At 71.6% G+C, this 12,165-nt stretch carries 12 protein-coding genes; 8 read left to right on the top strand and 4 right to left on the bottom strand.

Annotated features, from left to right (window positions below; genetic code table 11):
• Positions 1-79 precede the first annotated feature (79 nt).
• Positions 80-1,507: an MFS transporter gene (locus ACQEU8_RS23910; RefSeq protein ID WP_433104373.1), complete on the top strand. Its 1,428-nt coding sequence runs from the start codon at positions 80-82 to the stop codon at positions 1,505-1,507.
• Positions 1,508-1,578: 71 nt separating this feature from the next.
• Here the strand turns inward: ACQEU8_RS23910 and ACQEU8_RS23915 are convergent, their stop codons facing one another.
• Positions 1,579-2,016 carry an SRPBCC family protein gene (locus tag ACQEU8_RS23915; RefSeq protein WP_433104375.1) on the bottom strand — a complete coding sequence of 146 codons (438 nt, stop codon included), beginning with the start codon at positions 2,014-2,016 and terminating at the stop codon, positions 1,579-1,581.
• Positions 2,017-2,242: 226 nt separating this feature from the next.
• Here ACQEU8_RS23915 and ACQEU8_RS23920 point away from each other — a divergent pair, with 226 nt between their 5' ends.
• The 4 genes from ACQEU8_RS23920 (at position 2,243) to ACQEU8_RS23935 (ending at position 5,813) form a co-directional block, all read left to right on the top strand.
• On the top strand, positions 2,243-2,629 hold the full coding sequence (locus tag ACQEU8_RS23920) for a hypothetical protein (RefSeq protein ID WP_433104377.1): 387 nt from the start codon (positions 2,243-2,245) through the stop codon (positions 2,627-2,629).
• A 132-nt stretch (positions 2,630-2,761) separates the two neighbouring features.
• On the top strand, positions 2,762-3,469 hold the full coding sequence (locus ACQEU8_RS23925) for a class I SAM-dependent DNA methyltransferase (RefSeq protein WP_433104379.1): 708 nt from the start codon (positions 2,762-2,764) through the stop codon (positions 3,467-3,469).
• Between the two features lie 151 nt (positions 3,470-3,620).
• On the top strand, positions 3,621-4,607 hold the full coding sequence (locus ACQEU8_RS23930) for an aldo/keto reductase (protein WP_433104381.1): 987 nt from the start codon (positions 3,621-3,623) through the stop codon (positions 4,605-4,607).
• 75 nt (positions 4,608-4,682) lie between these two features.
• Positions 4,683-5,813, top strand: a complete 1,131-nt coding sequence (locus tag ACQEU8_RS23935) for a DUF6461 domain-containing protein (RefSeq protein ID WP_433104383.1) — start codon at positions 4,683-4,685, stop codon at positions 5,811-5,813.
• 9 nt (positions 5,814-5,822) lie between these two features.
• On the opposite strand, the gene ACQEU8_RS23940 is transcribed toward ACQEU8_RS23935, so the two are convergent.
• Together ACQEU8_RS23940 and ACQEU8_RS23945 are read right to left on the bottom strand one after the other, a co-directional pair.
• On the bottom strand, positions 5,823-6,389 hold the full coding sequence (locus tag ACQEU8_RS23940; RefSeq protein WP_433104385.1) for a histidine phosphatase family protein: 567 nt from the start codon (positions 6,387-6,389) through the stop codon (positions 5,823-5,825).
• Positions 6,390-6,484: 95 nt separating this feature from the next.
• The gene (locus ACQEU8_RS23945) at positions 6,485-7,981 is read right to left on the bottom strand and encodes a PLP-dependent aminotransferase family protein (RefSeq protein WP_433104387.1); all 1,497 of its coding nucleotides are present in this window, start codon (positions 7,979-7,981) and stop codon (positions 6,485-6,487) included.
• Here ACQEU8_RS23945 and ACQEU8_RS23950 point away from each other — a divergent pair.
• From ACQEU8_RS23950 to ACQEU8_RS23960, 3 genes are all read left to right on the top strand, one after another.
• The gene (locus tag ACQEU8_RS23950; RefSeq protein ID WP_433104389.1) at positions 7,980-9,011 is read left to right on the top strand and encodes a DMT family transporter; all 1,032 of its coding nucleotides are present in this window, start codon (positions 7,980-7,982) and stop codon (positions 9,009-9,011) included. The genes ACQEU8_RS23945 and ACQEU8_RS23950 overlap by 2 nt on opposite strands.
• Positions 9,012-9,037: 26 nt before the next feature.
• A complete protein-coding gene (locus ACQEU8_RS23955) occupies positions 9,038-9,244 on the top strand; it encodes a DUF1918 domain-containing protein (RefSeq protein ID WP_433104391.1) in 207 nt (68 codons plus the stop codon).
• A gap of 273 nt (positions 9,245-9,517) precedes the next feature.
• The gene (locus ACQEU8_RS23960) at positions 9,518-10,390 is read left to right on the top strand and encodes a 3-hydroxybutyryl-CoA dehydrogenase (protein ID WP_433104393.1); all 873 of its coding nucleotides are present in this window, start codon (positions 9,518-9,520) and stop codon (positions 10,388-10,390) included.
• 97 nt (positions 10,391-10,487) lie between these two features.
• On the opposite strand, the gene ACQEU8_RS23965 is transcribed toward ACQEU8_RS23960, so the two are convergent.
• Entirely contained in the window at positions 10,488-12,074 is a 1,587-nt protein-coding gene (locus tag ACQEU8_RS23965; protein WP_433104395.1) for an MFS transporter, read from the bottom strand.
• Positions 12,075-12,165: the final 91 nt, after the last annotated feature.

A 12,165-nucleotide genomic window follows, 5' to 3' on the forward strand; every position in this document is an offset into this window, starting at 1 on the left:
CAAGGCGGCTATGTGGAAAATCCGCTCACTCCGGCGGCGAAAGTGGAACCGGGATCACGCCCCGGCGCACCGTCGACCCATGCGTGACGAACCCACCACCACACCGCGTGACGAATCCACCAGCAAACCCTCTCCGTACCGGTGGGCAGCGCTTGTGGTGCTGCTGCTCGCCGAGGCGATGAACCTCCTCGACGCCACCATCATGACCGTCGCAGCGCCGGTGATCCGCGCCGACCTCGGCGGCTCCGACGCGGCCATCCAGTGGTACAGCGCCGCCTACACGCTGCCCTTCGCCGTCTTCCTGATCACCGGCGGGCGGCTGGGCGACATCGCCGGCCGACGGCGGGTCTTCCGCGCCGGTATGGCCGCCTTCACCCTCGCCTCGCTGGGGTGCGCCCTGGCCCCGTCCACCGCGGCGTTGATCGCGGTACGGGCCGTGCAAGGGGCCGCAGCGGCGGCCGTCATCCCGCAGACCATCGGTATGATCCGCGCGCTGTTCGACGGCCGCGAACTGGCCCGAGCCATGGGCTGGGTCGGACCCGTCATGGGGCTGGCCGCTGTCACCGGTCCCGCGCTCGGTGGCGTGCTGACCCACGCCGATCTCTTCGGCTCGACGTGGCGCGCGGTCTTCCTCGTCAACGTCCCCCTCGGCGCCGCGGTCCTGCTGGCCGGCCGGCTGCTGCGCGAGGACCGTGCCGCCCGGCGGCCACGGCTGGACCTCACCGGTACGGCGCTGGCGGTGCTGGGCACCGGTCTGGTCGTCTACCCCCTCATCCAGGCCAGCGCGTTGGGATGGCCGGGCTGGTGCCGTGCGCTGCCGGCCGTCGGCGGCGGGCTGCTGGCCGGCTTCGCCGTGCACCAGCGGTGGCGCGGCCGACGCGGTCGCAGCCCGCTGGTGGAGCCCAGCCTGTTCCGCGAACGCGGTTTCCCAGCTGCCCTGTTGGCGTCGGTGCTGTTCTTCGCCACGGTCAACGGGCTGATGCTGGTGGTTGTGGTGCAGCTGCAAGTGGGGCTGCACAGCGATGTGCTGGCGGCGGGCTTCACCCTGCTGCCGTGGTCGGTGGCCATGGCGCTGTCGTCCTGGGCCGCCGGCGCCTGGCTCGTACCGCGGTACGGGGCTCGTGTCATGTCCGCCGGCCTGCTGGCCCTGCTCGCCGGGACCGTGGCCGCGGCGTTGGTGTACGCCACCGGCCGGCCCGGCTGCTACCCGTGGCCGCTGCTCCCGGCGCTGGCGGTGGCCGGACTCGGTCAGGGCCTGTACGCGGTGCCGTTCTTCACCACCGCACTGCGACGTGTGCGTTCGCACGAGACCGGATCGGCGGCGGGGCTGCTCAATGCCGTCCAGCAACTCGGTGGCACTCTCGGTGTCGCCCTGCTCGGTAGCGTCTTCTTCCAGGGGGGTTCGTCGCTGGTGGGTGCTCGCGATGCCTTTGGGGTTGCGGCGGGGCTGATTGTTGCCACGGGGGGTGCTAGCGCGTTCATAGGTCCGCGGAGGGGGTGCCACTGACCGATGTTTGCGGGCTGCGGGTTGCGGCGTGGCTGGTCGCGCAGTTCCCCGCGCCCCTTCGGGGCGCGCAATCACAACGCCTTCGCCGCGGTGTTGAGGATGTTGCCGAATGTGCGGGTCAGCACAGGGCGTACGACGATTCGCGTGAGGGGGGCACCGAGCAGCGGGAAACGGAGCTCCGCGCGGGTGGTCCAGCGCACCAGGGTGCCGCCGTCGACCTCGGTGAACGTCATCCGGCCGAGCTCGTGCCTGGACGGCGGCAGGCTGCGCTCGACGACGTACTCGGTGGCGTACGGCGGCTCGTACCGGGTGATGCGCTCCCGAAACCAGCCCATCAGCCAGAGGTGGCTGCGCACCGCGCCGACCCCGTAGGGCGCGGCTTCGCCGGGCCGGGTCAGGGCGCAGCGCACCACCAGGGGTGAACGGGTGTAGTTGGTGGTCGTGGTGAGCCAGGCGAACACCTCGCCGATCGGCGCCTCGATGACGCGCTCAACTGTCATGGTTTCCAAGGCTGTTCTTCCCTTCTGTCGAGTCTTCTGTTGATTCCTCCGCCGAGTGGGCCACCGTGTCGGCACGGTGGACCTGCCGTGCCCCGGCACCTCGCCACTCGAGACCGCGCGGCCCCGGCAGTCCGTGACAGCCCACAGTTGTGAAGTGGTTCACAGCACGGTCCGACCCCGTACGCGGGCGCTGATCCGCCGCCCAAGCGTTCGGTCGCAGGGGTAGGTTTCGGTCATGACGTCAGCGCCGCGCCGGTTCCCCCCGTATCCGGTCCGCGGCGTGCATGTGCTGCATCAGAAGCAGAACTGCGCGCCGCAGTTCGCGGAGATCACCGTGGATTTCGAACCCGCGGACGCCGAGGGCTGCGCCTTCGAGGTGGCCGAGGGGCTGACGGTGGAGTACGAACCGGCCGCGGATCTGCCCCACTTCTTCGCGGCGGCTGCCGCGGGGATCGAGGAGCGGTTGAGCCTGCCCGAGCACGGCGTCGTTCCCGCGACCCGCGTGGTGCTGCGGCAGGCCCGCGCCCATCCGTTCGGCTCCCACGAGCGGGCGTTCAAGGTCGCGGGCTATCTCGCCGCCAGGGAGGCCCTGACGCGGGCGCGGGCGGGGGCGCCGCGCTGACCCGGCCTGCGACGGGCCAGCCGCCGACCACAGGGCCAGCGGCCGGCAACAGGGCCAGCGGCCCGCACGGGGAAAAACCGCACGGGGAAAACCTGTCGCCCAGCCCTCGCACCAGCCGTGATACTCACCCGCATGCTTGATTTCTCCGACTTCGACACGCGCGGTTACCGCACCGTCGACGTGGCCACCGGGTACGGCCAGTGGGTCAGCACATACGAGGACACTGTCGAGGACGTGATGGACCTCGCGCTGCTGGACGAGCTGACCGTCCCCGACTGGCGCGGGGTGCGGCGCGTGGCCGACCTGGGGTGCGGCACCGGGCGGACCGGCGCCTGGCTGCGGCAGCAGGGCGTCACCGGCACGCTCGACGGGGTGGACCTCACGCCGGAGATGCTGCGGCTGGCCCGCGCCAAGGGCGTCCACGACCGGCTGCTGGAGGGCGACGTACGCGCCACCGAGCTGGAGTCGGGCGCCTACGACCTGGTGATCTCCTCGCTCATCGACGAGCATCTGCCCGACCTGCGGCCGTTCTACGAGGAGGCGTGGCGGCTGGCGGCGCCGGGTGCGCACTGCGTCGTCATCGCCTTCCATCCGCACTTCATCATGGCCTCCGGCATGCCCACCCACTTCACCGACGCCTCCGGTGAGCACGTCGCCATCAGCACCCACGTCCATCTGCTCAGCGAGCATGTGACCGCGGGGCTGGGCGCCGGATGGCGGCTCGCGGAAATGCGCGAGGGGGTCGTCGACGAGCGCTGGCTGGAGCGCAAGCCGAAGTGGGAGAAGTACCGCCACCACCCGATCTCGGCCGCCCTGGTGTGGCACCGGGAGGCCGACTGAGCCCACGAGGGGGAGCCGGACGGCCCGCGTACGGGGCCGAAGCGGGCGGGTTTGCGCTGGAGCGCACTCCAACACCTAGCGTCGAAGACAGATCGCACCGACCGGCGTCCGGTCCTCGAAGACCCGGCGCCCCGGCACTGGAGGTACCACCATGACCGCCCTTCCCACCCGCCACCTGGGAGACCTCGCCGTCTCCGCGCAGGGCCTCGGCTGCATGGGGATGAGCCACGCCTACGGCTCCTCCGACGACGAGACCTCCGTCGCCACCATTCACCGGGCCCTCGATCTGGGCGTGAATCTGCTGGACACCTCCGACTTCTACGGTGTGGGCCACAACGAGGAGTTGATCGGCCGGGCCATCGCCGACCGCCGCGACGAGGTGGTGCTGGCCACGAAGTTCGGCTTCGCCAACAAGCTCGGCGAGCCCACCGTCATCCGGGGCGACGCGGCGTACGTACGCCAGGCGTGCGAGGCGTCGCTGCGGCGGCTGGGCACCGACCACATCGACCTCTACTACCAGCACCGCGTCGACCCCGAGGTACCGATCGAGGAGACCGTGGGGGCGATGGCCGAGCTGGTGGCCGAGGGCAAGGTGCGCTACCTGGGGCTGTCCGAGGCGGGTGCGGAGACCATCCGGCGCGCCCACGCGGTGCACCCGATCAGCGCGCTGCAGAGCGAGTGGTCGCTGTGGACGCGCGAGCTGGAGGACGAGATAGCGCCGCTCTGCCGCGAACTGGGCATCGGCGTGGTGCCCTTCTCGCCCCTGGGCCGCGGCTTCCTGACGGGCCGTTACACCTCCGTCGACGCCATGGAGGAGGGCGACTTCCGGCGCAGCATGCCGCGCTTCGCCGGGGACAACTTCGACCGGAACCTGGCGATCGTCGAGCGGTTGAACGAGCTCGCCGAACAGCGCGGGGTCACGGCGGGGCAGCTCGCCCTGGCGTGGGTGCAGCACCGCGGCGACAACGTGGTGCCGATCCCCGGCACCCGGCGGCAGAAGTACCTGGAGGAGAACGTGGCGGCGCTTTCGATCTCCCTCACCGCCGAGGAGCTGGCCGACATCGAGGCGGCGGCACCCCGCGACCGGATCGCCGGTGCCCGCTACGACGACGGTGCCCTGGCCTTCGTCGACCGCTGAGCGACAACTGCCGTCGACCGCTGATTCGCAACCGCCGGGCAGCCGCTGTCGGTTCCGCCGCCCATACTCGTCTCCATGGCTGAGAGTACGGAAACGAGCGAGGACGCCCAGCAGGAGTTCGATGGGCTGCTGAGCGATCTTGCGCTGGACGAGGCGGCGTGTATCACCGCCGTACGCGGTGCTGATGTCACCGAGGTGATCCGGCTGTTCGGCGGCGACCCGGACCAGGCTGTGCGGCGGACACTGGGAGAGGACCTCCTCGAGGAACTGTTCGACGGCAGTGACCGCGAGACGTCCCCGATCGCGGTCGCCCAGGCGGGGCCCGCCGTGGTGGTCGTCGAGTACAACGGCTTCCAGGGCTCCCGCGAGGAGGTGCTGCGCCCCCTCTCCCGACTCGGCGGCCGGGCTGCGAGCGCCTACTGGAACGACGACGCGCTCTCGCAGCTAGCCCTCGCCGAGGACGGACTGGTGCTGTCCGCCTTCGAGATGCTGTTCCCGGACGCCCGCCATGGCGCGGCTCCCGAAGCGTGGGACCGGTATCTGGCGGGGCTCACGTTCGGCACAGAGGGCAACTGGCATGCCGCTGGGGCGACCGCCGTCGCGCGGGCCACGGGCGCCCGGCTGGACGCTGCGTGGGCGGCGACCCCGCAGCTGTACGTGGAGATCGAGGAGGTACCGTCCGCCGTCCTGCCGCAGGCGCTGGAGGACTCACCGCTGCTGGCCGAGGAACCCTTCCGCTCCTTCCTCGCCGATCTCGGGCCGGGCGTCGCATCCGAAATGGAGCGCTACGGAGTGGAGTTGGCCGCACGGCACCACGGTGTGGCCGACGACGCGCTGTGCACGCTTGCGCTGGCCGTCCTGGACGGCTGCGGCCCGCCCGAGGCCCGCAGTGCGCTGCGGGCGGATCTCGCGACCCGCGCCGCAGAAGGCACTCCAGAGCCGGGCGGCGCCGAGAGCCACGGGGAGGGCGGCGGTGCGAGCTGCCGCGGCCCGGCGGCGCGCCGGGCCGCGGTGTGGCAGACGCTCGGTGACCTGCTCGCCCGCGAGGAGGGCGCGCCTGGCGACGGGCCGCCGCCCATGTTCCACCTCACGCGGGCCATGGCCGACGGCAGCCGGAGCCCCGAATCCGAGCGCTTCTGGCTCCTCCACGCCCTCCACGATGCCGCCCGCCGCGATGCCTCCCGCCGCGGGCCGGGGCACGTCTGAGGGCCCCGGTCACGGCAGCGCCAGCCGCCAGTCACCCGCCCGTCCGGTGAGGGTGACGGTGGCGAGGGGGTGGGCCTCGATGTTCCAGTAGGCGTGCGGCGGGGCTTTGAGGGCGTAGCAGAGGGCCGCTCGTAATACAGAGGGTTCGGTGACGGCCACCGCCCACTCGCCCGCGTCCACCGGCCGGCTGTCCAGCCAGCCGCCGATCCGGCGGATGAACGCCAGCAAGGACTCGCCCCCGTGCGGGGCCGAGCACGGGTCGGTGAGCCACTGCTGGACGGCCCCCGGTTCGCGCGCCGTCACCGCGGCGAGGGTGGCGCCGCGCCAGCGGCCCATGTCCCAGTCGAGCAGGGCGGGTTGGGCGAGCGGGGTGAGGCCGAGCACGGCGCCGGTCTCCCGGCAGCGGGCCGACGGCGAGCAGTAGCGCAGCTCGGCAGCGGCGAGGTGGGAGAAGGCGGGGGCCTGCCGCACGACCTCCTCCCATCCGGTGGCGTCCAGCGATCTGTCCTCGTCGAAGCGCACGTCCGCAACGGAGGAGCTGCGGCCCGCAGCGAGCAACGTCATACGCACGTGCATGCGGTGAGAGTAGAGCCGTACGGCCGAGTGTTCGAGAGTCCCGACAGACCGCAGTTTTCCGGGAGTTGGGCACTGCGACCCTCCCCGGCGCCGCGTCAGCCGCCGCGCGGCCCCGGAAGCACCTCCGCGCAGGCCGTACGGAGGCGGCGTACGCCCTCCACGATGTCGGCCTCGGCCGCCGCTGGGGCGAAGGTGAGCCGCAGGTGCGGGGCCGGGGACTCGGCGGCGAAGAAGGGGCGGCCGGGGGCGACGGCGACACCGGCACGCAGCGCCGCGGCGGTCAGCGCGCCCTCGTCGGTCCCGTCGGGAAGCCGCACCCACAGTTGGTAGCCGCCGCGCGGAACATGGTCGAGGCGCAGCGCGGGCAGCTCGGTGGCGAGCGCGGTGAGCATCAGCTCGCGCCGGGTGCGCAACTCGGCGGCGACGGTGCGCAGATGGCGGGACCACGCGGGGGCGCCCACCAGTTCCAGCGCCGCCTCCTGGAGCGGCCGCGGCACGAAGAAGCTGTCGACGATCTGAATGGCGCGCAGCCGCTCCAGCACGGGCCCCCGCGCGGCCAGCGCGCCCACCCGCAGACTCGGCGACGTGATCTTGGTGAGCGAGCGGACATGTACGACAACCCCGTCGGGGTCCTCGGCACACAGCGTGGGCGGCAGCGTCCCGGCGTCCTCGTGTGCGAGGTGCCGGGCGAAGTCGTCCTCGATGACGAAGGCGCCGGCTTCGCGCGCCACCCGCAGCACCTCGCGCCGCCGCTCGGGGGCGAGCACGGCACCGGTCGGGTTCTGGAACAGTGGCTGGCAGACGAAGACCCGCGCGCCGCTGGCCCGGAACGCGTCCGCCAGTAGATCGGGCCGTACGCCCCGGGGCTCGACGGGCACCGGTACCGGACGCAGGCCGGAGGCGCGGGCCGCGGCGAGCATGCCGGGATAGGTGGGGGATTCCACGAGTACGGCGGCGCCCGGGGCCGCGAGGGCGCGCAGCGCGGTGGTGAGTGCCGATTGCCCGCCGGCGGTGACCAGCACATCCCCTGCGGCGACCGCTGCCCCGGGCCCGGCGGCCCAGTTGCCCCCGGACGGTCCGCCGATCTCCCGCGCGAACCAGCCGCGCAACTCCTCCACCCCTTCGAGGGGCGGCCTGCGCCACGCTCCGGGCCGCCGGCCCGCCCGGGCGAGCGCGGCGGCGAGGGCCTTCTCCGGCTGGAGTCCGGGCGGCAGATAGCCGCCGTTGAGTTCCAGCACGCCGGGCGGCGGCGCGTCGAGCGTCGCCGTCACCCCGCTCGCGTCGACGCTGCGCGGCGCCTGGTCGGCGGAGGGGTTGGCGCTCAGCGCCACTTCCTGCCACGAGGTGTCGCCCCGCGTCCGGAGCGCGTCGTGCGTGCGCGGCGGTTCGGCGCGGAACGCGCCGACTCCTGGCCGGGTGACCACCAGGCCCTCGGCCACCAGCGTCGCCAGCGCCCGCGACACGGTCACCGGGCCGGCCCGGAACCGCTCGACCAGCGCCCGGCTGGACGGGAGCTTCTCACCTGGAGAGTAGCGGTCCACTTCCTTCCGCAGGGAAGCGGCCAGTTCAGCAACACTGCTACGCTCTGCCATGAGAGAGCACGATAGCGCTACTTGCACCAGTCGGATAGCGGTCCCCTCCCCCGAGCGGCCCGGCAGCACCGCACCCGGGGAACCGGCCGACGCCCCGGCGCCCCTCTTCCCCGCCGACCCGCCGCAATCCGCGGCGCGACCGGCGACCTCCGCCTCCGCGCCGGGGGACCGAGCCGCCCGGACCGGCGTCGTGTTCGCCGTTCTCGGGGTCGTCCTCTTCTCACTCACCTTTCCCGCGACCAGCTGGACACTGGGGGGCTTCGGGCCCTGGTCGGCGACGACGCTACGGGTGCTCCTGGCGGGGCTGGTCGCCGGCGGAGTGCTCCTGGCACGCCGGGTGCCGCTTCCGGCGCGCCGGCACTGGACGGGACTCGCGCTCGCCGCGTCCGGTGTCGTGATCGGGTTCCCGCTGCTGACCACGCTCGCGCTGGAGACCTCCACGACCTCGCACGCCGCGGTCGTCGTGGGGCTGCTCCCTTTGACGACGGCCCTCTACTCGTCGGTTCGCACCGGTTCCCGGCCCGCCCCGCTGTTCTGGGTGGCGGCGCTGGCGGGCGCCGCAGTGGTGGTCGCGTTCGCGCTGTACCAGAGCGGCGGCGCCCCCAGCGTCGGCGATCTGTTCCTCTGCGGGGCACTGCTGATCTGTGCCGCCGGGTACGCCGAGGGCGGCAGGCTGGCACGGGAGCTGCCCGCGCTGGAGGTGATCGGATGGGCGCTGGTGGGCTGTCTGCCACTCGCCGCCGTCGGCGCCGCCCTCGCCCTGGCGCACGAACCCGTCACACTGACCGCGCACTCCGTGACCGGTGTGGCGTGGGGTGCGCTCAGCTCCCAGTTCATCGGGCTGCTCTTCTGGTACCGCGCGATGGGACTGGCCGGAGTGGCTCGTACGAGCCAGGTGCAACTTGCGCAGCCGCTGCTTACGCTGGTGTGGGCGGTGCTCCTACTCGGTGAGCGTCTTTCTCCCGCCGCGCCGGCGGCGGCGCTCGCCGTGCTGGTGTGCATCGTGGTCGTACAGCGCAGCCGCGCCTGACCACCGGGAACAGGAGGGCATGTGTCATGCGAGCGAACACAGGCGACCAACTGCTGGTGCACGGAAGGACCGTGGGGCAGCACGACCGTACGGCGGAGATCGTCGAGGTGATGGGCACCAAGGGCGAGCCCCCATACCGGGTGCGTTTTGAGGACGGCCACGAGGCCGTGGTCTCCCCGGGCCCCGACTCCGTGGTGCGGGGCCGCCAGGAGAAGCACGAAGAGAAGAGCTGAACCACGCGGCAGCAGCTGATCGCGGGCGCCCGCACCCGACGGTGCGGGCGCCGTTCTCCGTCTGCCTCCCGTACGCCGTACGAAGCCCTGACCGGGGCCGGCGGAACCCGTCGGCAGGGCTGACCGCACACTCCACACATAGGTGACCTTTCGCCCCCGCCCGTCCTCCCCGGTTCCCGCACAGGTAACGTCGGGCGGCGAAGCGGCGCGTCCCGGCGCCCTCATCCCGGGGCGGATCCGCTACGGACCGTGAAATTCAGCGAAAGGCACGAGGTGACGGAGTCTGTAGCCGGCGTGGAACGCGTCGGAGTGGTGGGCTGTGGCCAGATGGGTGCGGGTATCGCGGAGGTGTGTGCGCGGTCCGGCCTCGAGGTGATGGTCGCGGAGACCACCGGCGAGGCCCTGGAGCTCGGCCGCACCCGGCTGGTCAACTCGCTCGGCAAGGCCGCGGACCGCGGCAAGATCAGCCGGCGGGAGTGCGACGAGGCGCTGGAGCGACTGTCCTTCACCACCGACCTGGGCGACTTCGCCGACCGCGACCTGGTCATCGAGGCCGTGATCGAGAACGAGCAGGTCAAGACGGAGATCTTCCAGGTGCTGGACCAGGTGGTGACCCGCACCGACGCCATCCTGGCCTCGAACACCTCCTCGATCCCGCTGGTGAAGCTCGCCGTCGCGACCTCGCGCCCCGACCAGGTCATCGGCATCCACTTCTTCAACCCGGCGCCGGTGCAGCAGCTCGTCGAGCTCATCCCGGCGCTGACCACCGGCGAGGAGACCGTCAAGCGTGCCGAGGCCGTGGTGGGCCAGGTGCTGGGCAAGCACACCATTCGCGCGCAGGACCGCTCCGGCTTCGTCGTCAACGCTCTGCTGATTCCGTATCTGCTCTCCGCCATCCGGATGTTCGAGTCGGGCATCGCCAGCCGCGAGGACATCGACAACGGCATGGAGCTCGGCTGCGCCCACCCCATGGGCCCCCTCAAGCTCACCGACCTCATCGGGCTCGACACCGTCGCCTCGGTCGCCGACTCGATGTACGCGGAGTTCAAGGAGCCGCTGTACGCCGCTCCCCCGCTCCTCCAGCGCATGGTCGACGCGGGCCGGCTGGGCCGGAAGGCGGGCGCCGGCTTCTACGCCTACTCCTGACCGGACGGCCACGCGGAGACTCCTGAGCGCACAGCGACGCGGAGACTGCTGACCGGACAACCACGCGGAGACTTCCGCACCTCGCACACCCCCGCCGTCATACCGCGGGGGTGTCCGCATGTGGCTCGTCACCTGGCTGGTCCGGCTTGTCGCCCGGCCTGTCGCCCGGCTTCTTGAGCTTCTTGACCGTCCGGCGGCGCGCCGCGTCCACCGAGGTCCGCACCACCGACAGCGGTTTGGCGACCGACTCCAGCGATTTGCGCTCGGCGTCCACCCCGAGGAACGTCTCCGCCAGCCCGCCGACGACCATGATGACGGCGCCCATCAGAAAGCCGACGTAGAGCCTGCCGCGCTCGGTGCCGTCGCCGATGAGCCAGCCGTAGAAGTACGGTCCGGTGGCTCCGGCGGCCTGGCCGATGGCGAAGAACAGCGCGATCGCCTTGCCCCGTACCTCCAGCGGGAAGATCTCGCCCGCGGTCAGATAGCCGGAGGAGGCACCGGCCGAGGCGAAGAAGAAGATGACGCACCAGGCGAAGGTCTGAGTGGTCGCCGTCAGCACATCGGCGACGAACAGCGTCGCGGTGACCGCCAGCGCGCAGCCGGAGAACAGATACGTCCCCGCGATCAGCCAGCGGCGGCCCACGATGTCGAACAGCGGCCCCAGGACGATCGGACCGAGCAGATTCCCCGCGGCGAACGCCAGCAGATACATCGGCGCGTCCTTGTCGGAGACGCCGTAGAACTTCGTCAGCACCAGGGTGTAGGTGAAGAAGATGGCGTTGTACAGGAACGACTGCGTGATCATCAGCGTCGAGGCGAGCACGGCCCGCTTGGGGTACTCCTTGAAGAGCACCCGCAGCAGCGTGACGTAGGTGCTGTGTGCCGACTCGCTGATCTCGATGGCGTCCTTCTCGTCGACCGGCGGCAGCTGCTTGCCGTGGCTGCGTACGGCTGACTCGATCCGGGCGATGGCCGCCTCCGCCTCGGCCTCCTTCCCGTTCATGATCAGCCAGCGGGGGCTCTCCGGCAGATGGCGGCGGACGAACAGCACCGAGAAGCCGAGCACCGGGCCGAGGAGAAAGCCGATCCGCCAGGCGACCGCGTCGTCGAAGGTGCTGAGGATCATCAGCTCGGCGACGGTGCCGACCATGGCACCCGCCCAGTAGGTGCCGTTGACCAGCAGGTCGACCCGGCCCCGGAAGCGGGCGGGCATCATCTCCTGGATCGCCGAGTTGATCGCCGCGTACTCACCCCCGATGCCGGTTCCGGCGATGAATCGGGTCAGATAGAGATATACGTCCCAGCCGAACCCCTGTCCGTAGGTGAGCGCGGTCAGCCCGCTGCCGAACAGATAGACGCCGAAGGTGAGCAGGAAGAGCTTGCGGCGCCCGAAGCGGTCGGCCATCCGCCCGAAGAAGAGCGCACCCGTCACCTGGCCGACCAGGTAGACGGTCGCGATCAGTCCTGCCTCGCTGGAGGACAGCCCCAACGTCTCCGAGCGGGTGAGGACCGAGGTGACCGAGCTGGCGACCGTGATCTCCAGGCCGTCCAGGATCCACGCACAGCCCAGCGCCGCGATCATCTTCGTGTGGAAGCCGGACCAGGGCATCCGGTCGATACGTGCAGGGATCAGGCTGCGGAGCGGTGCGTCCGCCGGACGGGATGATGAGTTCGCTGCTGCCACGCCGTCACCCGTAACCGCCGCCGCCCGTCTGTCAGAAGATCGTCAGGGCTTCTCACCCGAAAAGATGAGGGGACATCCGCCAGTGACGGAT

Origin of the sequence: Streptomyces sp. CA-250714, from assembly GCF_050936705.1 — a bacterium.
Taxonomy (GTDB): Bacteria; Actinomycetota; Actinomycetes; order Streptomycetales; family Streptomycetaceae; genus Streptomyces.

What these genes read in the sequence shown, in the direction of transcription:
- ACQEU8_RS23955 (WP_433104391.1), top strand. Translation starts at nt 9,038, where the DNA reads ATGCGAGCGAACACAGGCGACCAACTGCTGGTGCACGGAAGGACCGTG.
- ACQEU8_RS23925 (WP_433104379.1), top strand. Translation starts at nt 2,762, where the DNA reads ATGCTTGATTTCTCCGACTTCGACACGCGCGGTTACCGCACCGTCGAC.
- ACQEU8_RS23935 (WP_433104383.1), top strand. Translation starts at nt 4,683, where the DNA reads ATGGCTGAGAGTACGGAAACGAGCGAGGACGCCCAGCAGGAGTTCGAT.
- ACQEU8_RS23920 (WP_433104377.1), top strand. Translation starts at nt 2,243, where the DNA reads ATGACGTCAGCGCCGCGCCGGTTCCCCCCGTATCCGGTCCGCGGCGTG.
- ACQEU8_RS23930 (WP_433104381.1), top strand. Translation starts at nt 3,621, where the DNA reads ATGACCGCCCTTCCCACCCGCCACCTGGGAGACCTCGCCGTCTCCGCG.
- ACQEU8_RS23950 (WP_433104389.1), top strand. Translation starts at nt 7,980, where the DNA reads ATGAGAGAGCACGATAGCGCTACTTGCACCAGTCGGATAGCGGTCCCC.
- ACQEU8_RS23945 (WP_433104387.1), bottom strand. Translation starts at nt 7,981, where the DNA reads ATGGCAGAGCGTAGCAGTGTTGCTGAACTGGCCGCTTCCCTGCGGAAG.
- ACQEU8_RS23910 (WP_433104373.1), top strand. Translation starts at nt 80, where the DNA reads ATGCGTGACGAACCCACCACCACACCGCGTGACGAATCCACCAGCAAA.
- ACQEU8_RS23940 (WP_433104385.1), bottom strand. Translation starts at nt 6,389, where the DNA reads ATGCACGTGCGTATGACGTTGCTCGCTGCGGGCCGCAGCTCCTCCGTT.